Genomic DNA, 21,148 nt, shown 5'->3' with positions numbered 1-21,148 from the left:
AGGGCTCAGACGAGCGAGGCCCAGACGACCCAGTTGCCCTTGTAGTGACCGCCCTGCACCGGTGTCTCGGGGTCGCACGTGATGAGGCGGAGGACCGGCTCCGGGTTGGCCGCGTCCCAGATGGAGTCGTCCTTCGGGACCGCCTTCTTGCTGAGGGCACGCGACTTCGTCGCCCGGAAGGTGACGGACTCACCCGAGGAGTAGACGACGGTGATGCGGTCGCCGGGGCGGACCTGCGTCAGGCGGCCGAAGGTGTCCGCGACGAGCCTGGGGGAGCGCCGGTTGATGTGCCCGGCGAGGATCGAGGCGCCGGGCCACCCCGGCTTCGCCCAGCCCTTCTCGGCGTACCAGCCGGCGACGCCGAAGGGGGGAGCGAGCACGCCCTCGTCGAGCCTGGTCGGCACGAGCGTGGCGTCGACCAGGGTGGTGCCCGAGGTGCTCACGACGACGACTCTCTCGGGCGCGCCCTTCGGCTTCACGGTGGACGGCCCGAACGTGGGAGCAGCCGTCGGTGTGGGCGCCCCGGTCGGCGTCGGGGTGGGCCGCGGACGGCTGACGGTGGCGCTGGGGGTGGGCGTGGGCGTGGGCGTGGGTGACACGCTCGGCGTCGGGGTGGGCGAGGTGGACGCGACCGGGGCCCGGCCCCGCGCCGACGAGTCGGTTCGCGAGGCCAGGCCCCAGATGAGCAGTGCGGTGGCGGCGACGACCGCCGCGACCGCAGCGAGCGTGCGGCGTCGGTCAGCGGCGAGCGGCACGACGACGCAGCAGGTGCGAGCCGGCGCCGAGCACGACGACCGACCCCGCACCCGCCGCCAGCAGCGGCAGCATGGACGGCGAGGCCGGCTGCGCGGCGTCGGTCTGGACGACGTCGGGGCGGACCGGTTCCGGCGTGGGCGGCGGCGTGGTCCCTTCGGCCCTGGCGGTCACCTGGTCGATGGTGAGGTCCTGGTCGTCGTCGGCGACGCACTCGAGGGCGGCGAAGGTGCCGTTCTCCTCGTCACCCGTGGCGAGGAAGAAGCTGAAGTCGCCGGCGACGTAGGTGAACTCCCCGGGAGCGTTCGCCTTGAAGGGCTCGGCGAAGCCGTCGTCGCTCTCGAGGGTGAAGGCGCCCGAACCCGGCACGCTCACCGACTCGAACCAGAACTCTGCCTCACGCTCCGCACCCGTCTCGTCGACCCCCGCGAACAGCAGGGCACCGGCCTCGCCCTCGGTGATGCCCAGCTTGCCCAGCTCCGCCGTCACGCCGGCATCGAACGTGAACCGTGCGCTCAGCGGCTCGAGCTCGACCGTGGAGCCCGGCGTGGTGGTCGCACCGTCCGCGATCGCCGAGTCGAAGGAGGCGGTCACCTTGAGCCCCTCGACCTCGATGATCTCGGGGATCTCCGCGGCGAGCGCGTCCGGGGCCACCTCGCCCTTCTCGGCCGACTCGAGCAGCTTCTGACCGTGGGCGCCGAGGTCGGCGACATCGAGGCCGGCCGGGAGGGCGAAGAGGCCGCAGGTGTAGGTGATCTCGGCGCTCGCGGCCTGGGCGGGCGTGACGAGGGCGAGGGAGGTGGAGGCGGCGAAGGCGCCGAGGCAGGCACGGCGGAGGAGGGAGGAGGGCATGGCTCGACTTTCGCGAAAGGTGGAGGTCGAGGTGAACGTAGCCCGTTCCGCCACCTCCCGTCCGCCGATTGGGCCAAACGCGGACCACCCGAACGGGCGGTCAGTCGCAGACAGGGCTACTTGTCGACGTCGCCGACGACGAAGAACGTCGAGCCGAGGATCGCCACCATGTCGGAGACGAGGGTTCCCGGCAGCAGCTCGGTGAGCACCTGGACGTTGTTGAACGACGCAGACCGCAGCTTGAGCCGCCACGGCGTCTTCTCGCCCCTGGACACGAGGTAGTAGCCGTTGAACCCGAGCGGGTTCTCGGTGGCGACGTAGGTCTCGCCCTCGGGCACCTTGAGCACCTTGGGCAGCCGCTGGTTGACCGGCCCGGCTGCCATCGACCCGAGCACCGAGAGGCAGTGCTCGACGAGGTCGAGGCTCACGTGCACCTGCTCGAGCAGCACCTCGAGGCGCGACAGGCAGTCCCCTGCGGTGCGGGTGACGACCCGGCCCGGGCCGTCCTCGCCGAAGAGCTCCGCGTAGGCGAGGTAGGGCGCGTCGCGTCGCAGGTCGACGTCGAGGCCGGAGGCGCGTGCGATGGGTCCGGAGACGCCGTACTGCTGGACGGTCGCGACGTCGAGCACGCCGACACCGCGGGTCCGGGCGGTGAGGATCTCGTTGCCGACGAGCATCGACTCGAGGTCGGGCAGGCGTCGGCGCACGGCGGCGACCGCGTCGTCGACACGACCCAGCCAGCCCGCCGGCACGTCCTCCTTGAGGCCACCGACGCGGTTGAACATGTAGTGCATCCGCCCGCCGGACGCCTCCTCCATGACCGCCTGGAGCTCCTCGCGCTCGCGGAAGGCATAGAAGACCGGAGTGATCGCACCGAGCTCGAGGGGGTAGGACCCGAGGAACATCAGGTGGTTGAGCACGCGGTTGAGCTCGGCGAGCATCGTCCGCAGCCACACGGCGCGCTCGGGCACCTCCATGCCGAGCATCTCCTCGACGGCGAGGACGACGCCGAGCTCGTTGCTGAAGGCGCTGAGCCAGTCGTGCCGGTTGGCGAGGACGACGATCTGGCGGTAGTCGCGGACCTCGAAGAGCTTCTCGGCGCCGCGGTGCATGTAGCCGATGATCGGCTCGGCCCGCACGATCCGCTCGCCGTCGAGGGTCAGGCGCAGGCGCAGGACGCCGTGCGTCGCGGGGTGCTGCGGCCCGATGTTGAGCACCATGTCAGCGGTCGCGAGACCACCGGCACCGACGGCCACGGTCGTCGTCCGCGTCGGCCCGCTCGACGGCACGCTCGTCGGCTCAGGCATGGCCCCGAGTATGCCGCGTCATCGCCCACGAAAACCCGCCGAGCCCGCGCGGGTCGGTTAGCGCGGCGACCGTCGAGGAGCGGCCGAGCGCGCGGACGTAGCCGAGCGGGTCGGAGGTGGCCATCGCGTGCTCGGGCGGGGCGGCCGTCATGCCCAGCCGGTGCAGCAGCTCGCGCTGGGTGACCACCTCGTCGGCCCCGAGGGAGTCGGTGGCGACGTGCGCGGTGAGATCCCGACGCCCGTCCGGAACCGCCTCGGTCACCTGCCCCTCCCTGTATGCCGTGAGCGTCCCGAGCGCGGGCCGGGTCGCCCGGGTGTGGCCGTAGTCCACGGCGACGGTGAGCCCGGAAGCATTGCGGGACAACAGCTCCCGCCACGCGAGGTCCCGGGACAGCCCGACCTCGACCCGGTCGCCGGGCGTCACGGCCGGCCACCACGCGTCGGCCCACGCGCGGTCGTCCGCGTCGAGCTCGGCGCCGGGCGACTCGGTCCCGTCGTCGTCGACGAGCACCTCGCGCAGCACGCCGTCCTCGTCGACCTCGGCCACGGTGCACGGCACGACGTCGAGCCACTCGTGGGCCAGGACGAGGGCGTCGAGGTCGTGCAGGTCATCGGGAAGGGACGTGCCGCCGGGGGAGCGCAGCCACGTGACGGCGTCCGGCAGCCCGGCCGGCCGCTCGACGACATCGACCCCGACGAGCTCGAGGTCCGGGCGCGCGTCGTGGAGGTGGGCGAGCAGCTCGCCGCGCCCGCACGCGAGGTCGACGACACGGCATACGCCGGCGTCGTCCGCGAGGCGACCCACGACCTCCGCGAGGACGGCACCCAGCTGGCCGTGGGCCGAGGTCGTGAAGTGACCGGCCGGGCCCTCGTCGCGGCGATAGAACCCGTCCGGCCCGTAGAGCGCGTCCCACCACGCGTCACGCCAGGGTCGAGGGCTCACCCCCGCAACCTACGGCAGCAAAAGCGTTCGCGTCCCGAGCGCTCCGACGGCACACTCGATGCAGTGAAACCCCTCACCGAGAACGAGATCCGCGCCAGCTTCGTCAACGCCTCCAAGCGGGAGGTGGGTCAGGCGAGCCTGCCGGACCTCGCGGGCCTCGACTGGGAGCGGCTCGACTACCTCGGCTGGCGCGACAGCAAGCGGCCGCTGGGCTACGCCGTCGTGGTCGTCGACGACGAGCCGCGCGGCATCGTCCTGCGGGCTGCGCCACCGCCGGCTGCGCTCGGCGGCCGTCGTCGCAGTGCCATCTGCGCGTGGTGCGAGGACCCGATCGAGACCCAGGACGTGAGCCTCTACGTCGCCAAACGCTCCGGCGCCGAGGGGCGCAAGGGCGACACCGTCGGCACGCTCATCTGCACCGAGTTCGCCTGTTCGGCCAACGTGCGGCGCAAGCCGACCTTCGCCGAGCTCGGCTCGACCGACCCTGACGCCCGCGAGCAGTTCGTCGAGCGCCGGGTCGCCGGACTGAGGGAGCGCTCCGCGAGGTTCGTCGCGCAGGTCTGAGGGCATAGGTTGGCTGCGTGAGTTCAGGCGAGCACCCCGCGCGGTTGTCGGTCGGCATCATCGGGGCCGGTCGCGTGGGGGCCGTCCTCGGTGCCGCCCTCGCCCGTGCGGGACACCGCATCCAGGCCGCGTATGCCGTGAGCGCCGAGAGCCGCGAACGCGCCGCGGGGCTCCTGCCGGGGGTGCCCCTCGAGGAGATCCCCGACGTCATCGACGGCGCCGACCTGGTTCTCCTCGCCGTGCCCGACGACGCGCTGCCAGAGCTGGTCGCGGGACTGGCGGCCACGGACACGTGGCAGGCCGGCCAGATCGTCGTCCACACGAGTGGCCGCTTCGGCGCCGATGTCCTGCGCCCGGCGATGTCCGCGCACATCCTCCCCGTCGCGATCCACCCCGCGATGACCTTCACCGGGACCGCGCTCGACCTCGGCCGGCTCGAGGAGTGCGCCTTCGGCGTCACCGGACCGGATGCCCTGCGGCCAATGGCCGAGGCGCTCGTCGTCGAGATGGGCGGCGAGCCGGTGTGGGTCGCCGAGGACCAGCGTGCGGCCTACCACGCTGCGCTGGCGCACGGGTCCAACCACCTCGTCACCCTTGTCGCACAGGCGATGGAGGTCCTCGCGGCCGCAGGTGTCGCGCAGCCGCGCACCGTCCTCGGACCGCTCGCGCGGGCGGCGCTCGACAACGCCTTGCGGCTGGGTGACGCAGCCCTCACCGGACCGGTCGCCCGGGGCGATGTGAGTACCGTGGGCACGCACCTGCGCGAGCTCGACCGGATCTCGCCCGAGATCAGGACGACCTACGTCGCCCTGGCCCGCGCCACCGCGGTGCGCGCGCTCGAGAGCGGGCGGCTCCAGCCGTCGGCCGCCGAGCCCTTGCTCGACACCCTCGCCGACCAGGAGCCCCAGGAGCCGACACCGTGACCGACAGCGCCACCTCCACCGCGACCTCCTCGGCGACCCCGGTCGTCGCGAGCACCCGCGACGAGATGCGGGCCGCGCGCGCCGCCCTCACGGGCAGCGACGTCGCGGTCGTCATGACGATGGGTGCCCTCCACGAGGGCCACGCCGAGCTCATCCGCGAGGCCCGCCGTGCCGCCGAGCACGTCATCCTCACGATCTTCCTCAACCCGTTGCAGTTCGGGCCCAAGGAGGACCTCTCCCGCTACCCGCGCACGTTCGACGACGACATGCGGATCGCCACCGCCGAGGGCGTCGACGTCGTCTTCGCCCCGACTCCCGACGTCGTCTACCCCGACGGCGACCCCGGCGTCCGCATCTCCGCCGGCCCGCTCGGCGACGTCCTCGAGGGCAAGTCGCGCCCCGGCCACTTCGACGGCGTCGTCACCGTCGTCGGCAAGCTGCTCCACCTCACCGGTGCCCGGCGGGCCTTCTTCGGGCAGAAGGACGCGCAGCAGCTGCTCCTCATCCGACGGATGGTGCGCGACCTCGACTTCCCCGTCGAGGTCGTGTCGGTGCCGACAGTGCGGGAGGAGGACGGCCTCGCGCTGAGCAGCCGCAACACCTACCTCACGCCCTCCGACCGCGAGGTCGCGCTCTGCCTGAGCCGCGCGCTCACCGCGGGAGCCGACCAAGCGGCATACGGGCCCTCGGCGATCCGGCGGGCGGCGCGCGAGGTCCTCGTCGAGGAGCCGCTCGCCCTCGTCGACTACCTCGTCCTCGTCCACCCGAGCACGCTCCAGGACGTCCCGGAGTGGTACCGCGGCGAGGCACTGCTCGCCGTCGCGGCCCGAGTCGGCACGACCCGGCTCATCGACAACACGCCGATCCTCGTCGGGCCGGGCGGTGGCAGACTCGACGTGTTCTCGCAGCCCGACTCCGGCAGCATCCCCGCCCGCCCGGCCCCGTGAGCCCCGGCAACCACCAGGAGCCCCCTCCCATGTACCGCTACATGCTGCACAGCAAGATCCACCGTGCGACCGTCACCCAGGCCGACCTGCACTACGTCGGCTCGCTGACGATCGACATGGACCTCATGGACGCGGCGGACCTCCTGCCGGGCCAGCAGGTCGACGTCGTCGACGTCGACAACGGCAACCGGCTCACGACTTACGCGATCGAGGGCGAGCGCGGCTCCGGCATCCTCTGCATCAACGGCGCCGCCGCCCGGCTCATCAGCCCCGGCGACACCGTCATCATCATCGCCTACGCGTCGATGTCCGACGAGGACGCACGCGCCCACGACCCGCACGTGGTCTTCGTCGACAAGAACAACAAGATCGTCGACGTCGGCGACGACGGTGGTGACGTCCCCGAGGGCTACGGCCTCATGACGTCGGCCGTGACCAAGCGCTCGCACGGGTGACCGCACCCGAGGTGCGGATCCCACGGGCGCTCGCGGCGCCCGCGCCCGGCTGGACGACGTCGGCCGACGTCATCGTCGTCGGCTCGGGCATCGCCGGGCTCACCTGCGCCCTCAGGCTGCGCGAGCGGGTCGACCGCGTCCTGCTCGTCACCAAGACCGTCCTCGACGAGGGCTCGACGGCGTGGGCGCAGGGCGGGATCGCCGCGGCGCTCCACCCCGAGGACTCGCCCGAGGAGCACCTCGACGACACCCTCGTCGCGGGTGTCGGGCTCTGCGACCGTGACGCCGTCGAGGCGCTCGTCACCGAGGGGCCGCGCCGGGTGCGCGAGCTCGTCGCGCTCGGGGCCGAGTTCGACCTCGACGCGGAGGGCGAGATCAAGCTGACCCGTGAGGGCGGCCACCACCGCGACCGGATCGCTCACGCCGGGGGCGACGCGACGGGACGCGAGATCTCCCGCGCGCTCATCGCCGCCCTCCACCGCGTCATCGACGACCCCGGCATCGAGGTCGTCGAGCACGCGCTCGTCGTCGACCTGCTCCAGGGCGGGTCCGGCGCCGGTGGCTCCGGCTCCGAATCCGGGACCTCCGGCGACGGTGCACCCGTGGTCGGCGTCACCCTCCACGTCATCGGCGAGGGCCAGCTCGACGGGGTCGGTGCCGCCTACGCCCGCGCTGTCGTGCTCGCCACCGGCGGCCTCGGCCAGATCTACACATCGACGACGAACCCGCCCGTCGCGACCGGCGACGGCATGGCGGCAGCGCTGCGGGCCGGGGCGCGGATGACCGACCTCGAGTTCATCCAGTTCCACCCGACCGTGCTCTTCCTCGGCGAGGGCTCTACCGGCCAGCAGCCCCTCATCTCCGAGGCGGTGCGGGGCGAGGGCGCCTTCCTCGTCGACGCGTCAGGGCGGCGGATCATGGAGGGCCGGCACGAGCTGGCCGACCTCGCCCCTCGCGACGTCGTCGCGCGCGCCATCCTCGAGACGATGCGCGAGCAGGGCACCGACCACGTCTTCCTCGACGCCAGACATCTCGGCGGGGACTTCCTCGAGGAGCGCTTCCCGTCGATCGTCGCGTCGTGCCGCTCGCTCGGCTTCGACCCGGCGACCGACCTACTCCCGGTCGCCCCGGCGCAGCACTACGCCTCGGGTGGGGTCGAGACCGACCTGCACGGGCGCACCTCCCTGCCGGGTCTCTATGCCTGCGGCGAGTGCTCGTGCACCGGCGTCCACGGCGCCAACCGCCTCGCTTCCAACAGCCTCCTCGAGGGGCTCGTCTTCGCGAGCCGCATCGCCTCCGACATCCCGGCACGCATCGCCGCCGGAGAGCTGTCCGACGTCGTCGTGCCGTCCGTGCCGACGCACGCCGGCGGCGTCGTGGGGGAGGGCGCCCTGCTCGACAGCTCGCAACGGCTCACCGTGCAGCGGGCGATGACCGCCGGCTCGGGCCCGGTGCGCTCGGGCGAGTCGACGACCCAGACCGCGGCCGAGCTCGCGCGGCTCGCCGCGATGCCGCCGTCCACGGCCGCGCCCGGCCCGAGGACGTGGGAGACGACGAACCTCCTGCACCTCGGCCAGGTCCTCACCGAGCTGGCGCACCGACGCGAGGAGACCCGCGGCGGACACGTGCGCAGCGACTTCCCCGACGGCGACGACGCCCAGTGGCTGCGTCGCCAGAGTGTCGTCGTCGCACCCGACCGATCCCTCACCGTGACCGAACGGAGTATGCCGTGAGCTCGCCCTCGCGTCCCGACCTCGCCTTCCCCGAGGCCGACGCCCGCCGCGTCGTCACCGGCGCCCTCGACGAGGACCTCGGTGGACCCGACGGTGTCGACGTGACGACGACCGCGACGATCCCGGCGGAGCAGCGGACCGAGGCGACCGTCGTCGCCCGCGAGGCCGGCGTCGTCGCCGGTGTCGAGGTCATCGCCCTCACCCTCGACGAGGTCGCCCGACGACTGGGGACCGACCCGGTCGCCGTGCGGCTCGTGGCAAGCGACGGCGACCGGGTCGAGCGCGGCGACGTCGTGGCCGAGCTGTCCGGCTCGACGGAGGCGACGCTCGTGGCCGAGCGGACCCTCCTCAACATCGTGAGCCGTCTGTCGGGCATCGCGACGCACACCCGGCGCTGGGCCGACATCCTCGAGGGGTCCGGGGCCATGGTCCTCGACACCCGCAAGACGACCCCGGGGCTGCGGGCGCTCGAGAAGTTCGCCGTGCGCGCCGGCGGCGGCACCAACAAGCGCATGGGCCTGCACGACGTCGCGATGATCAAGGACAACCACAAGCTCGCAGCGGGAGGTCTCGGCGCGGCCTACGCCGCCGTGCGCGAGCGCTTCCCCGAGGTGCCGGTCCAGGTCGAGGTGACGACGACCGAGGAGGCCCTCGAGTCGGTGGCCGCCGGCGCGCGGTTCCTGCTGTGCGACAACATGTCCCCCGCCCTGCTCCGCACGACGGTCGATGCCGTCAGAGCGACCGGCGAGGACGTCGAGATCGAGGCGACCGGCGGACTCACCCTCGACGTCGCGGCCGACTACGCCGCGACCGGGGTCGACTACCTCAGCGTCGGCGCACTCACCCACTCCTCGCCGATCCTCGACATCGCCCTCGACCTGAACACCTGACGCGTTTGGGTCGTCAGCCCCGGACCGGCTGCGGTGCCACACACATCGGTGCAGGCACGGAGAGCTCGGACCTCGCCTCACTGACGGCGTCGCGCCTCAGGACGTGGGTCGTGACGGCGTCGTCGTCCCGACCTGCGACGAGCACCACCTCTCCCTCCACGTGGAACTGACGTGGGTGTGCGGCGGTCGCCGTCTCGCCGAGCACCTCCGGCACCTCCGCGCCGACGTCGAACAGGGACAGCGTGTCCGGACCCCGGTTCGACAGCAGCAGCCGCTCGCCCGCGGCGTCGACCCAGATGTGGGCGACGAGGTTCTCGACGTCGCTCCCGCTCGCAGTGGACCGCCCCACGACGGTGAAGACGCCGCCGTCCTCATGGAGGGCCACCAGCGTTCCGGCGAGCTCGCCGCCGACCCACGCCCGCCTCGACGCAGGATGGCGCGCGAGGTGCCGCGGACCCGTCCCGGACGGAAGGCGGCACCGACCGCGAGCCTCGAGGCGGTCGTCGCGCACGGCATACGTCACGATCTCGTCGGCACCGAGGTTCACGACGGCGACGAGGTCGTCGCCCAGGGGCACGACCTGGTGGGCGAAGCTCCCGCCCTGCCGGGTCGGGTGCGGGCCACTGCCGGTGAGACGCACGACGTCGACGAGCTCGGTGGCGACGTCGTCGACCACGGCGACGACCGAGACCGTCCCGTCGGCGTAGTTCGCGGCGAACAGCGCCGACCCGGCGAGAGCGAGGTGGCAGGGGTGGCTGCCCCCGGTCGAGACCTCGGAGAGCACTCGCAGCGGTGCCCCGACGCCACCGGTGTCGACGCCGAGGGTGGTGACGAGGCCCTCCTCGATCTCGCACGCGACGTGGAGCCGGCGACCGTCCGGCGACCAGGTGAGCCACGTCGGGTTCGGCAGCTCGATGCCGGCGGCCTCCGGCCCGACGTGGTGGGCACCGTTCCACGGGTGCAGGCTCACGCGGCCCGGCTGACCGCCGGCCGGCGCCGAGGCGACCGTGACCCACCGCGCCGGAGGTGTGGAACCTTCGGACGAGGTGGGACGCATCAGTGGCCCTTGCGGAGGGTGGGGTGGTCGGCCTCGACGGTCGCCGGGTGCACGAAGAGCGGCAGCAGCCGGCGCGACGCCGGGGTGCGCACGGCCTTGACCGCGGCGAGGTGCGCCTCGCACCGGACGACGAGCTCGTCGTAGGCCTCCTGCCCCATGAGCTCGACGAGCTCGGCGCGGTTGCTGCGGTAGACCGGTTCGGCACCGACGTGTGCCTGGGGGTTGCCGGAGCAGTACCAGTCGAGGTCGTGCCCGCCCGGACCCCAGCCGCGGCGGTCGTACTCGCCGATCGACACCTCGAGGTAGCTCGTGTCGTCGGGGTTCTCGACCGTGCGGAAGGTGCGCCGGATCGGCAGCTGCCAGCAGACGTCCGGCTTCTGGGTGTGCGGGGCCTCGCCGGTGAGGACGGCGTGCTGGTGGAGGGCGCACCCGGCGCCGGCGGGGAAGCCCGGTCGGTTGAGGAAGATGCACGCGCGGTCGACGACCTTCGTCTTGCGCGCGCCGTCCTCGAGCTCGGTCCAGTGCGCGACCTTGGCCGGGTTCTTGCGATCGGGGCGCAGCTGCCACTCGTCCTCGCCGAGCTGCTCGACGACGGCGGCGACGCGGGCGAGGTCGTCGTCGTCGGAGAAGTGCGCGCCCAGGGTGCAGCACCCGTCGTCGGGGCGGTCGGCGTAGATGCCCTCGCAGCCGGAACCGAAGATGCAGGTCCACCGCGAGGTGAGCCAGGTGATGTCGCACCGGAAGCGCTGACCCGTGTCGGCGGGGTCCGTGAACTCGACCCAGGTGCGGGGGATGTCCAGCGGGGTCTCGGCCACCGGTTCACCCTATGCCGCGTCCGCCGACTACCGTGGACCCATGCGGCTCGGGGTCATCGACGTGGGTTCCAACACCGTGCACCTCCTCGTCGTCGACGCCCACACCGGCGCCCAGCCGCTGCCCGCGAGCTCGCACAAGCGCGAGCTGCGCCTCTCGGAGCACGTCACCGACGACGGAGCGATCGACGACGCGGGTCGCGACCAGCTCGCGGAGTTCGTCGCCGAGTGCCTCACCGTCGCCGAGGACCAGGGCGTCGAGGACCTCATGGGGTTCGTCACGAGCGCGATCCGCGAGGCGCCCAACGGCGACGACGTCCTCGCCGACGTCAAGGACCGCACGGGCATCGTGCTCGAGGTGCTCTCGGGCGAGGACGAGGCCCGACTCACCTTCCTCGCCGCGCGGCGCTGGTTCGGCTGGTCGGCGGGCACGCTGCTCGTCGCCGACATCGGCGGCGGATCGCTCGAGATCGCCCAGGGCGTGGACGAGGACCCCGACATCGCGATCTCCCTGCCGCTCGGCGCCGGTCGCGTGACCCGCGACCACCTCCCGGGCGACCCGCCTGGCGAGGACGCCGTCCGCGCCGCCCGCAAGCACGTCCGCGCGGCGATCGCGCGGGAGCTGCGGCCGCTCGCCAAGGCTGGCTGGCCGGACCGGGTCGTCGGCACGTCCAAGACGATGCGCTCCCTTGCCCGGATCGCGGGGGCGGCGCCGAGCGCCGAGGGCATGTATGCCGTCCGCCACCTCGAGCGCGACGCTCTCGACGCGATCCTGCCCCGGATCGCGAGCATGCCTGCGGCAGAACGCTCCTCACTGCCTGGCGTCTCCACGTCGCGTGCCCGTCAGCTGCTCGCCGGCGGCCTCGTCGCGTCCGCGACGATGGACCTGCTCGGCGTCGACCGCCTCGAGATCTGCCCCTGGGCACTGCGCGAGGGGATCATCCTGCGCAGGCTCGACGGAATGCACTGATGGCGAGCGGCGATGCCGTGAGGGTGCCGGACATCCCGGTGGCCCTCTCCACCGCGTCGGTCTATCCCGAGAACTGCGCGGCAGCCTTCCAGCACGCTGCCCGGCTGGGCTACGACGCCGTCGAGGTCATGGTCTGGACCGACCCGGTGACCCAGGAGGCCGGCGCGCTGCGAGCGCTCGCCGAGCTGCACGGCATACGCATCGTGTCGGTGCACGCCCCGACGCTGCTCATCAGCCAGCGGATCTTCGGCGTCGAGCCGTGGGGCAAGATCGACCGCTCGCTCGAGCTCGCCCACGACCTCGGAGCCGACACCGTCGTGCTGCACCCGCCGTTCCGCTGGCAGAAGGACTACGCCCGCGACTTCGCCGACGGCATCGCCACGCGCGAGCACGAGTCGGGCATCACCCTCGCCGTCGAGAACATGTATCCGTGGCGGGTGCGCGGGCGCGAGATCGAGGCCTACCTGCCGCACTGGGACCCGGTGCCGCAGCCCTACGACCATGTGACGCTCGACCTGTCGCACACCGCGACCGCCGGCTCGGACGCGCTCGCGATGGTCGAGGCGCTCGGCCCCAGGCTCAAGCACCTGCACCTCGCCGACGGCGCCGGGTCGATGAGGGACGAGCACCTCGTGCCCGGCCATGGCAACCAGCCCTGCGGTCAGGTGCTGGATGCGTTGGTGCACAACGGCTATGACGGGTCCGTCGTCGTCGAGATCTCGACGCGTCGCCTCACCGGCGAGCAGCGTGAGGTGGCGCTGGCCGAGTCCCTCGTCTTCTGCCGCCTCCACCTCGCCGACGCGCTCGAGGCCGAGGAGAACGCGTGAGCCCGCGCGGCCGTCGCCCCGGTGGCGAGGACACGCGCTCGGCGATCGTCGCGGCGGCCCGCACCGAGTTCGCGCAGCGCGGCTACGACGGCACCTCGCTGCGGGCCGTCGCCCGCGAGGCGGGCGTCGACCCCAAGCTCGTCCACCACTACTTCGACGGCAAGTCCGAGCTCTTCGTCGAGGTCATGGCCTTCCCCGCCAACCCCGCTGTCCTCGTCGAGCGGATCGCGGCCGCCCCGCGCAGCGAGCTCGGGCCGACGCTCGCCCGAGTCTTCCTCGCCGTGTGGGACTCGCCGGAGGGGCGGGAGCGCTTCGCGGCCATGTTCGCCGCGGCGGCCGCGCACGAGGAGCACGCCCGGATGGTGCGCGAGTTCGTCGGCCGCGAGGTGCTGCACCGGGTCGTCGAGACGGTGCGCGCGTCCGGTGCCCCCGAGCCGGCGGGGGAGTCGCTCGAGGTGCGGGTCGCGCTCGGCGCCGCCCAGCTCATCGGCACGGGCCTTCTCCGTTATGTCGTCAAGGTGCCCGCCGTCGCGGACGCCTCCGTCGAGGAGCTCGTCGCGATCCTCGGGCCCAGCCTCCAGCACCACCTCGTCCCGCCCCCGCTCTCCGACTGATGGCGACTTCGCAGAGCTCCTCGCTGGCGCTCGGCACTCTGCGACGTCGCAACCAGTCGCCGGGTGGGCGCGAAGGCTTGCGGGGGATGGGGCGTCGGGTCTAAATTCATCATATGAGGAAAAGCGCCGCCGAACCCCTCAGCGCGGATGCGATCGTCGTCGAGCACCTCGTCGTGCGTCGCGGTGGCCGCGATGTCCTTCCCGACCTCAGCGTCACCGTCCCCGCCGGCCAGGTCGTCGGGCTCCTCGGGCCGAGCGGTGGCGGCAAGTCGACGCTCATGCGCGCGATCGTCGGCGTGCAGCAGGTCGAGAGTGGCGAGGTCACCGTCCTCGGGCTCCCCGCCGGGCACCCGGACCTGCGGCGCCGCATCGGCTACGTCACGCAGTCGCCGAGCATCTATGCCGACCTCTCGGTGCGCCACAACCTCACCTACTTCGCCCAGGTGCTCGGCGCGCGCGCCGACGCCGTCGACCGGGCCATCGCCGCGGTCGACCTGGAGAGCCACGCCGACGCGAGCGTCTCGATTCTGTCGGGCGGGCAGCGCTCGCGCGCCTCGCTGGCCGCGGCGCTCGTCGGCGACCCCGAGGTCCTCGTCCTCGACGAGCCGACCGTCGGCCTCGACCCCGTCCTGCGACGCGACCTCTGGGACCTCTTCCGGCGGCTGGCGCACGACGAGGGCCGCACCCTGCTGGTGTCGAGCCATGTCATGGACGAGGCGACGCGCTGCGACCGGCTCCTCCTGCTGCGTGAGGGCGAGGTCCTCAGCGACTCCACCCTCGCCGACCTGCTCGCCCGCACCGGTGCCACCGATGCGGAGGAGGCCTTCCTCCGGCTCGTGGACCGGGCCGCCGACTCGGGACCGCCGGACGCGAGACCGTCGGACGCAAGACCGTCGGACGCGACGTCGAAGGGCGGACCGGCATGAACCCGCGCATCACCCTCGCCACGGCCGCCCGCATCCTGCGCCAGCTGCGCGCCGACCACCGGACCATCGCGATGATGCTCGTCGTCCCCTGCGTGCTCCTCGGTCTGCTCGCCTGGATCTTCGACGGCACACCGGTCTTCGACCGCATCGGCGCTGCCCTGCTCGGGGTCTTCCCGTTCGTCGTCATGTTCATCGTCACGAGCGTCGCCACGCTGCGGGAGCGCACGTCCGGCACCCTCGAGCGCCTGCTGACGACGCCGCTCGGCAAGGGCGACTTCATGCTCGGCTACGCCCTCGCCTTCGGGCTCATGGCCGTCGTTCAGGCCCTCGTGGCAACGGGATTCGCCGTCTGGGTCTGCGGGCTCGACGTGGCTGGACCGGTCTGGCTGCTCGTGGTCATCGCCGTCTGCGACGCCCTCCTCGGCACGGCACTCGGCCTCTTCGTCAGCGGCTTCGCGGCCACCGAGTTCCAGGCCGTGCAGTTCATGCCGGCACTCGTCCTCCCGCAGTTCCTCCTCTGCGGGCTCCTCGTCCCGCGCGACAACCTGCCGTCCGTCCTCTCGGCGGTCTCGGACTGGCTCCCCCTCTCGTATGCCGTCGACGCGATGCGCACGACCGCCTCGGTCCCCGACCCCGTCGGCGACGTGAGCTCGGACATCGCCGTCATCGTCGGCGCGATCCTGCTCGCCCTCGCGCTCGGAAGTCTCACGCTGCGACGCCGCACGCCCTGAGCGGGAGGCGGGCCAACGGCATACCGGCTGGGTTCGAGGGAGACCGGGGGAGCGGTTAGCCTGACGACCGTGGACGCCTCCGACCTCCTTCGCTCCGGCCTGCTGCACCTCTCCGACTCGACGCTCGTGCGCACGACGATCGAGAAGGCGCCGGTGAGCCGCAACGTCGTCCAGCGCTACGTCCCCGGCACCGACGTCGCCCACGCCGTCGAGGCGACCGCCGAGCTGCGCGCGACGAACCGCCAGGTGACGATCGACTACCTCGGCGAGGACACCCTCGACGCCGGCCAGGCCTCCCACACCGTCGACACCTATGTCGGGCTGCTCCGCGCGCTCAAGGCCAAGGACCTCTCGCAGTTCGGGGCGGCCGAGGTGAGCGTCAAGCTGAGCGCGGTCGGCCAGGCGCTGCCACAGGACGGCGAGAAGATCGCCCTCGACAACGCCCGCATCATCTGCGAGGCGGCCCGCGACGCCGACACCACCGTCACCCTCGACATGGAGGACCACACGACGACGGACTCGACGCTGTCGATCCTCGCCGACCTCCGCAAGGACTTCCCCGACACCGGCGCCGTCCTCCAGTCCTACCTGCACCGCACCGAGCAGGACTGCCGCGACCTCGCGACCGCGGGCAGCCGGGTCCGGCTCTGCAAGGGCGCCTACAAGGAGCCCGCGTCGGTGGCCTACCAGGACGCCGAGGACGTCGATCTCTCCTACGTCCGCTGCCTCAAGATCCTCATGGAGGGCGAGGGCTACCCCATGGTGGCGAGCCACGACCCGCGGCTCATCGACATCGCCCGGGCGCTCGCAAGCCGCCACGGACGTGAGCCCGACTCCTACGAGTTCCAGATGCTCTACGGCATCCGCCCCGACGAGCAGACCCGGATCGCCGACCGCGGCCACCAGATGCGCGTCTACGTGCCGTTCGGCGAGGAGTGGTACGGCTACCTCATGCGGCGCATGGCCGAGCGCCCCGCCAACCTGCAGTTCTTCCTGCGCAGTCTGGTGAGCAAGGGCTGACGCAGCGCGGAGGTCCGCTTCGCACGACCTCTTCCTGCGCAGTCTGGTGAGCAAGGGCTGACGCAGCGCGGAGGTCCGCTTCGCACGATTTCTTCCTGCGCAGTCTGGTGAGCAAGGGCTGACGCAGCGCACCAAGGGCTGAAACCCGCTGGTCGCCGCGCCTCCGGACCCGGCATAGTCTCGCGCCATGGGAACGGTTGCGATCTTCGGCGCGGGTGTCATGGGCGAGACGTTGCTCTCGGGGCTGCTGCGAGCGGGCCGACCGGCCGACGAGCTCATCATCACCGAGCGACGTGCCGACCGCGCCGCCGAGCTGACCGACAAGTACGGCGTGCGCGCCCTCACCAACGTCGAGGCCGCCACCGAGGCCGACACCCTCGTCCTCGTCGTCAAGCCGCAGGACATGGCCGCCCTCCTCGACGAGATCAGCCCCCACGTCGCGGACGGCAACCTCGTCGTCAGCCTCGCCGCCGGCATCACGACCGAGTTCCTCGAGAGCCGTCTGGCAGAGGGGCGCTCGGTCGTGCGTGTCATGCCCAACACCCCGGCGCTCGTCGACCAGGGCATGGCGGCCGTGAGCGGCGGTCAGCACTGCCGGCCCGAGCAGCTGCAGCACGCCATCGAGCTCCTCGGCGCGACCGGCAAGGTGACCGAGGTCCCCGAGAAGCAGCTCGACGCGGTGACGGCGATCTCCGGCAGCGGACCGGCATACATCTTCTACGTCGTCGAGGCGATGATCGAGGCGGGCGTCGTCCTCGGCATGCCCCGTGCGACCGCCACCGAGCTCGTCACCCAGACCCTGTTCGGCGCCGCCACGATGCTGCGCGAGACCGGCCAGCACCCGACCGTCCTGCGCGAGCAGGTCACCTCGCCCGGCGGCACGACCGCCGCCGCTCTGCGGGAGCTCGACGACCACAAGGTGCGCGCCGCCTTCATCAGCGCGATGGAGGCGGCCGCAGTGCGGTCCAAGGAGCTCTCCGGTGGCTGACCGGTCCTCGCGGACCGTCGAGATCGTCCCCGTCACCGAGGACAACTGGCGCACCTACCGGGACGTGCGCCTCGCGGCGCTCCTCGACACCCCGCGCGCCTTCGCCAACACGTATGCCGTGAGCGCGGCCTACCCGGAGGCGTCCTGGCTCGCTCGCCTCCGGACCATGCGTGTGTGGCTCGCGTTCGTCGACGATCGCCCGGTGGGCACGGTGTCGCTCTGGCACTCGCAGGACCAGCCGGACGAGGAGGTCTACCTCATCGGGATGTGGGTGTCCGCGTCCGCCCGCGGTGCCGGCGTCGGTGACCTCCTCGTCGCCACCGCGCTCGACGCCGCGGGGGAGTCGGGCTACTCCCGCGTCCACCTCGAGGTGGCCGAGGAGAACCTCCCCGCACAACGCCTCTACGAGCGCCACGGGTTCGTCCGAACGGGCACGACATGGGAGAACCCGCTCTACGGCGGGATTCTCGAGATCGGGTACGCGGTCAGGGTGGACCCGGGTTGCTCCTCGTCCGTCGCGTCCGCAACAGTGGGGGCATGAGCGAGATCAGCGTGCGCCCGCTGGGCGAAGAGGACTGGCAGCAGTACCGCGACACCCGGCTGACCGCGCTCCGGGAGTCACCCGAGGCCTTCGCCGCGACCGCCGACGAGGAGGAGGCCCTCGACGAGGACTTCTGGCGCCTGCGCATGAAGCGCTCCGCCCGCCTCATCGCCGAGCGCGACGGCTCGCCCATCGGCATCGTCAGCGTCGGCCGTGCCGGCGAGGACCACCCGAGGACGGCCGAGCTCTTCGGTCTCTGGGTCTCGCCGGAGGCCCGCGGCAGCGGCGTCGCCACCGAGCTCGTGCGGGCCGGCGCCAACCTCGCACGCGAGCAGGGCCAGACCCAGCTCGCCTACTGGGTCGGCAGCGACAACGGCCGCGCGGTCGCGTTCGCCAGCGGGTTCGGGTTCCGCCCGACGGCTGAGCGCCGCCCCATGCGGGTCAAGTCCGACGACGACGAGGACGAGGTCGCCATGGTGCTCGCCCTCGGAGGCGACCGCGGATCGGTCGCAAGGGACTTCTGAGCCGCGCCCTTCGTATGCCGTGAGCCTCGGTGAGGTCGCGCGGGCACTTGGCGTCGGCTAGGGGCGCGAGGCGAGGCGCTCGAGGAGCTCGGTGGGGCCGCTGACGATGAGCGTGTCGTGCGCCGAGACCTTCGTGGAGGGGACGGCATACGTGAAGTCGGCGCCGGGAGACTTCACGCCGACGATCGTCACGCCGTACTTGCTGCGGATGGCGCTCTGCTCGAGCGTGAAGCCGATGGCCTCGGTCGGCGGGCGCATCTTGACGATGGCGAAGCCGTCGTCGAACTCGATGTAGTCCTGGAGCTTGCCGCCGACGAGGTGGGCGACGCGGCGGCCGGTGTCGGCCTCGGGTCGGACGATGTGCTGGACGCCGATCCGGTCGAGGATGCGGGCGTGCTCGGGCGACATCGCCTTGGCCCAGATGTCCGGGATGCCGGCGTCGACGAGGTTGGCCGACGACAGGACCGAGGCCTCGATCGAGGAGCCGACGCCGACGACGGCGATGCGGTAGCGGGAGGCCTTGGCGTCCCGGACGACCTCGGCGTCGCTCGCGTCACCGTGGATGACCGAGCTGAGCCGGCCGAGGAACTTCTCGGCGAGGAAGCCGTCCTTCTCGATGGCGACCACGCGGTGGCCCAGCCGGCGCAGCTCCAGGGCCGCGGCACCCCCGAAGCGGCCGAGCCCGACGACGAGGACGTCGAGATCGCTGTTCTTGGCTCCCACGGGTGCTCCTCCTTGCAACGGCCCGCGGCGAAGGCGGGTCCACGTGACGGTCACTTCGGGGTCGAGGCTAACGCCCGGTGGGGTCCCCGGGGGTAGCGTGCGCGGCATGGCTCACCGCACGCGCCTGGTCTGGGACGACGGCTTCACGGCATACAACTTCGGCCCGAGCCACCCGATGGCGCCCGTGCGGCTCGACCTCACGACCCGGCTCGCCCGTTCGCTCGGGGTCCTCGACCGGGTCGAGGTGGTCTCTCCGGGCGTCGCGAGCGACGAGCTGCTCAGCAGCGTGCACGACCCCGGCTACGTCGCCGCGGTCCGCGCCGCGTCGGCCGACCCGAGCAAGGCCGAGCCGCGTCGGGGGCTGGGCACCGAGGACGACCCGGCCTTCGCGGGCATGCACGAGGCGAGCGCGCGGATCGTCCAGGGCACGGTCGACCTCTGCGACGCCGTGTGGCGCGGCGAGATCGACCACGGCGTCAACTACTGCGGCGGGCTCCACCACGCGATGGCGACCCACGCGGCCGGGTTCTGCATCTACAACGACGCAGCCGTCGGCATCCAGCACCTGCTCGACAGCGGTGCCGAGCGCGTCGCCTACGTCGACATCGACGTCCACCACGGTGACGGCGTCGAGCGGATCTTCTGGCACGACCCGCGCGTCCTCACGATCTCGGTGCACGAGTCCGGCCGCGCGCTCTTCCCCGGCACCGGCTATCCCGGCGACATCGGGGGCCCGGACGCGCGGGGGAGCGCCGTCAACGTGGCGCTGCCCCCGGGCACCGGCGACTCCGAATGGCTGCGGGCGGTCGAGTCGGTCGTCCCGCACCTCGTCGAGGCCTTTCGGCCCGACGTCCTCGTCACCCAGCACGGGTGTGACACCCACAGTCAGGACCCGCTCGCCCACCTCTCGGTCTCGGTCGACGCGCAGCGCCGGGCTCACGAGTGCCTCCACCGGCTCGCGCACGACCACGCCGACGGGCGCTGGGTCGCCCTCGGTGGTGGCGGCTACGAGCTCGTCGACGTCGTGCCCCGGTCGTGGACCCACCTCGCGGCCATCGCGGCTCACGCGCCCATCCCAGCAGCGACCGAGATCCCGGACGACTGGCGCGACCACGTGCGTGAGCTCATCGGTCGCGACGGCCCCGCGACGATGGGCGACCTGCCCTCCGAGGACCTGCCGATCTGGGTGCGTTCGTGGGGCATGGGGCACAACCCGGACCGCCCCGTCGACGCCGCGATCCTCGCGACGCGTCAAGCCGTCTTCCCGCTCCACGGGCTCGACCCGTGGTTCGACTAGTGGAGGAAATCTCCCCACCGAGCAGCGTGTCGGCTGGACTTCTCAAACATTGTCCTCCAACTGCTTCCCCAATGGTCACACCAGCCCCTATGGTTGCTTCTTGCACGCCCGTAGATGACCGCCGGTGGGGAAGCCGGCGATGCGCGTGTGCAGAAGTTGAGGTGGCCATGTCCCAGGAACGTCTTGCCGAGGTGCGGTTTCTCACCGTCGCCGAGGTCGCCTCGATCATGCGTGTGTCGAAGATGACCGTCTACCGCATGGTCCACGGAGGTGAGCTTCCGGCTGTCCGCGTCGGTCGGTCCTTCAGGGTTCCCGAGGACGAGGTGCAGAAGTACCTCCGGGAGTCCTACATGGGCACCGCCTGACGAGCCGAGCTCCATGGGAAGGGCCGGACCAGGGATGGTCCGGCCCTTCCCATGTCCGGCCCCGTTTGGGCGCTCGGCGCCGCGCCGGTAGGGTTGCCCCCTGACACACGCGCGCCGGTCGGCCGCGCAGGCCGGCCAGCAGCTGCTGGTCCACGTCGTTCGCATCTCTCAACCAGCAAGGACTGCTCATGGGTTCAGTGATCAAGAAGCGTCGCAAGCGCATGGCGAAGAAGAAGCACCGCAAGCTGCTTCGCAAGACCCGCCACCAGCGTCGCAACAAGAAGTGACGCGTCGCTGACGCGACCGATCGGCCCTCGCCCTCCCGGCGAGGGCCGTTCTGCGTCCCCGCTTGGGTATGCCGGGCCGCGCGGAGCGCGGGACCCCCG

General features: G+C 72.3%; 25 protein-coding genes. 18 read left to right on the top strand and 7 right to left on the bottom strand.

The features are described 5' to 3' along the window. Positions 1-5: 5 nt before the first annotated feature. The 4 genes from ACOJV7_RS04695 to ACOJV7_RS04680 form a co-directional block, all read right to left on the bottom strand. Positions 6-755: a class F sortase gene (locus ACOJV7_RS04695; RefSeq protein ID WP_420188981.1), complete on the bottom strand. Its 750-nt coding sequence runs from the start codon at positions 753-755 to the stop codon at positions 6-8. Further along, a complete protein-coding gene (locus tag ACOJV7_RS04690; RefSeq protein WP_420188980.1) occupies positions 739-1,605 on the bottom strand; it encodes a hypothetical protein in 867 nt (288 codons plus the stop codon). Before ACOJV7_RS04690 ends, ACOJV7_RS04695 begins: the two co-directional genes overlap by 17 nt. A 116-nt stretch (positions 1,606-1,721) precedes the next feature. Beyond that, positions 1,722-2,912: an NADH-quinone oxidoreductase subunit D gene (locus ACOJV7_RS04685; protein WP_420188979.1), complete on the bottom strand. Its 1,191-nt coding sequence runs from the start codon at positions 2,910-2,912 to the stop codon at positions 1,722-1,724. Beyond that, the gene (locus tag ACOJV7_RS04680; RefSeq protein WP_420188978.1) at positions 2,905-3,855 is read right to left on the bottom strand and encodes an SAM-dependent methyltransferase; all 951 of its coding nucleotides are present in this window, start codon (positions 3,853-3,855) and stop codon (positions 2,905-2,907) included. Before ACOJV7_RS04680 ends, ACOJV7_RS04685 begins: the two co-directional genes overlap by 8 nt. A 63-nt stretch (positions 3,856-3,918) precedes the next feature. Between ACOJV7_RS04680 and ACOJV7_RS04675 the strand changes: the two genes are divergently transcribed. The 6 genes from ACOJV7_RS04675 to nadC are packed head-to-tail and all read left to right on the top strand — an operon-like array spanning position 3,919 to position 9,367. Further along, positions 3,919-4,419 (top strand): FBP domain-containing protein, encoded by a 501-nt coding sequence (locus ACOJV7_RS04675; RefSeq protein ID WP_420188977.1) that lies wholly within the window; start codon positions 3,919-3,921, stop codon positions 4,417-4,419. Between the two features lie 17 nt (positions 4,420-4,436). Continuing rightward, positions 4,437-5,342 carry a Rossmann-like and DUF2520 domain-containing protein gene (locus tag ACOJV7_RS04670; RefSeq protein WP_420188976.1) on the top strand — a complete coding sequence of 302 codons (906 nt, stop codon included), beginning with the start codon at positions 4,437-4,439 and terminating at the stop codon, positions 5,340-5,342. Continuing rightward, positions 5,339-6,289, top strand: a complete 951-nt coding sequence (gene panC / locus ACOJV7_RS04665) for a pantoate--beta-alanine ligase (RefSeq protein ID WP_420188975.1) — start codon at positions 5,339-5,341, stop codon at positions 6,287-6,289. The genes ACOJV7_RS04670 and panC overlap by 4 nt, the downstream gene beginning before the upstream one ends. 29 nt (positions 6,290-6,318) lie before the next feature. Then, the gene (gene panD, locus ACOJV7_RS04660; RefSeq protein ID WP_420188974.1) at positions 6,319-6,744 is read left to right on the top strand and encodes an aspartate 1-decarboxylase; all 426 of its coding nucleotides are present in this window, start codon (positions 6,319-6,321) and stop codon (positions 6,742-6,744) included. Beyond that, positions 6,741-8,477, top strand: coding sequence for an L-aspartate oxidase (locus tag ACOJV7_RS04655; protein WP_420188973.1), 1,737 nt, complete (start codon positions 6,741-6,743; stop codon positions 8,475-8,477). Before panD ends, ACOJV7_RS04655 begins: the two co-directional genes overlap by 4 nt. Continuing rightward, entirely contained in the window at positions 8,474-9,367 is an 894-nt protein-coding gene (nadC, locus tag ACOJV7_RS04650; RefSeq protein WP_420188972.1) for a carboxylating nicotinate-nucleotide diphosphorylase, read from the top strand. Before ACOJV7_RS04655 ends, nadC begins: the two co-directional genes overlap by 4 nt. 13 nt (positions 9,368-9,380) lie before the next feature. On the opposite strand, the gene ACOJV7_RS04645 is transcribed toward nadC, so the two are convergent. Together ACOJV7_RS04645 and ACOJV7_RS04640 are read right to left on the bottom strand one after the other, a co-directional pair. Beyond that, positions 9,381-10,337, bottom strand: coding sequence for a lactonase family protein (locus tag ACOJV7_RS04645; RefSeq protein WP_420188971.1), 957 nt, complete (start codon positions 10,335-10,337; stop codon positions 9,381-9,383). A gap of 86 nt (positions 10,338-10,423) precedes the next feature. Continuing rightward, complete coding sequence (locus ACOJV7_RS04640; protein ID WP_420188970.1) at positions 10,424-11,239, bottom strand: DUF3109 family protein; 816 nt, start codon at positions 11,237-11,239, stop codon at positions 10,424-10,426. Between the two features lie 40 nt (positions 11,240-11,279). Here ACOJV7_RS04640 and ACOJV7_RS04635 point away from each other — a divergent pair, with 40 nt between their 5' ends. From ACOJV7_RS04635 to ACOJV7_RS04595, 9 genes are all read left to right on the top strand, one after another. Further along, positions 11,280-12,206 carry a Ppx/GppA family phosphatase gene (locus ACOJV7_RS04635; RefSeq protein ID WP_420188969.1) on the top strand — a complete coding sequence of 309 codons (927 nt, stop codon included), beginning with the start codon at positions 11,280-11,282 and terminating at the stop codon, positions 12,204-12,206. Continuing rightward, positions 12,206-13,033: a sugar phosphate isomerase/epimerase family protein gene (locus tag ACOJV7_RS04630; protein WP_420188968.1), complete on the top strand. Its 828-nt coding sequence runs from the start codon at positions 12,206-12,208 to the stop codon at positions 13,031-13,033. The genes ACOJV7_RS04635 and ACOJV7_RS04630 overlap by 1 nt, the downstream gene beginning before the upstream one ends. Beyond that, a complete protein-coding gene (locus ACOJV7_RS04625) occupies positions 13,030-13,647 on the top strand; it encodes a TetR/AcrR family transcriptional regulator (RefSeq protein ID WP_420188967.1) in 618 nt (205 codons plus the stop codon). The genes ACOJV7_RS04630 and ACOJV7_RS04625 overlap by 4 nt, the downstream gene beginning before the upstream one ends. 113 nt (positions 13,648-13,760) lie before the next feature. After that, positions 13,761-14,573 carry an ABC transporter ATP-binding protein gene (locus ACOJV7_RS04620; RefSeq protein WP_420188966.1) on the top strand — a complete coding sequence of 271 codons (813 nt, stop codon included), beginning with the start codon at positions 13,761-13,763 and terminating at the stop codon, positions 14,571-14,573. Continuing rightward, the gene (locus tag ACOJV7_RS04615; protein ID WP_420188965.1) at positions 14,570-15,304 is read left to right on the top strand and encodes an ABC transporter permease; all 735 of its coding nucleotides are present in this window, start codon (positions 14,570-14,572) and stop codon (positions 15,302-15,304) included. The genes ACOJV7_RS04620 and ACOJV7_RS04615 overlap by 4 nt, the downstream gene beginning before the upstream one ends. Before the next feature lie 69 nt (positions 15,305-15,373). Beyond that, entirely contained in the window at positions 15,374-16,324 is a 951-nt protein-coding gene (locus tag ACOJV7_RS04610) for a proline dehydrogenase family protein (protein ID WP_420188964.1), read from the top strand. Positions 16,325-16,511: 187 nt separating this feature from the next. Continuing rightward, on the top strand, positions 16,512-17,312 hold the full coding sequence (proC, locus tag ACOJV7_RS04605) for a pyrroline-5-carboxylate reductase (protein ID WP_420188963.1): 801 nt from the start codon (positions 16,512-16,514) through the stop codon (positions 17,310-17,312). Further along, a complete protein-coding gene (locus tag ACOJV7_RS04600; RefSeq protein ID WP_420188962.1) occupies positions 17,305-17,853 on the top strand; it encodes a GNAT family N-acetyltransferase in 549 nt (182 codons plus the stop codon). Before proC ends, ACOJV7_RS04600 begins: the two co-directional genes overlap by 8 nt. Next, entirely contained in the window at positions 17,850-18,377 is a 528-nt protein-coding gene (locus ACOJV7_RS04595) for a GNAT family N-acetyltransferase (RefSeq protein WP_420188961.1), read from the top strand. Before ACOJV7_RS04600 ends, ACOJV7_RS04595 begins: the two co-directional genes overlap by 4 nt. A gap of 57 nt (positions 18,378-18,434) precedes the next feature. Here the strand turns inward: ACOJV7_RS04595 and ACOJV7_RS04590 are convergent, their stop codons facing one another. Beyond that, a complete protein-coding gene (locus ACOJV7_RS04590) occupies positions 18,435-19,100 on the bottom strand; it encodes a potassium channel family protein (protein WP_035949182.1) in 666 nt (221 codons plus the stop codon). A 106-nt stretch (positions 19,101-19,206) separates the two neighbouring features. Between ACOJV7_RS04590 and ACOJV7_RS04585 the strand changes: the two genes are divergently transcribed. From ACOJV7_RS04585 to ACOJV7_RS04575, 3 genes are all read left to right on the top strand, one after another. Beyond that, complete coding sequence (locus ACOJV7_RS04585) at positions 19,207-20,397, top strand: acetoin utilization protein AcuC (protein WP_420188960.1); 1,191 nt, start codon at positions 19,207-19,209, stop codon at positions 20,395-20,397. A gap of 167 nt (positions 20,398-20,564) precedes the next feature. Then, positions 20,565-20,762 carry a helix-turn-helix domain-containing protein gene (locus tag ACOJV7_RS04580; protein ID WP_035913729.1) on the top strand — a complete coding sequence of 66 codons (198 nt, stop codon included), beginning with the start codon at positions 20,565-20,567 and terminating at the stop codon, positions 20,760-20,762. A gap of 188 nt (positions 20,763-20,950) precedes the next feature. Further along, entirely contained in the window at positions 20,951-21,049 is a 99-nt protein-coding gene (locus tag ACOJV7_RS04575) for a 30S ribosomal protein bS22 (RefSeq protein WP_003792170.1), read from the top strand. The last annotated feature ends 99 nt before the right edge of the window (positions 21,050-21,148 follow it).

It is taken from the genome of Knoellia tibetensis (assembly GCF_048606415.1).
GTDB classification, from domain to species: Bacteria; Actinomycetota; Actinomycetes; order Actinomycetales; family Dermatophilaceae; genus Knoellia; species Knoellia tibetensis.
The sequence above is the reverse complement of the archived record's forward strand: the minus strand, read 5'-3'. Positions and strand labels throughout refer to the sequence as shown.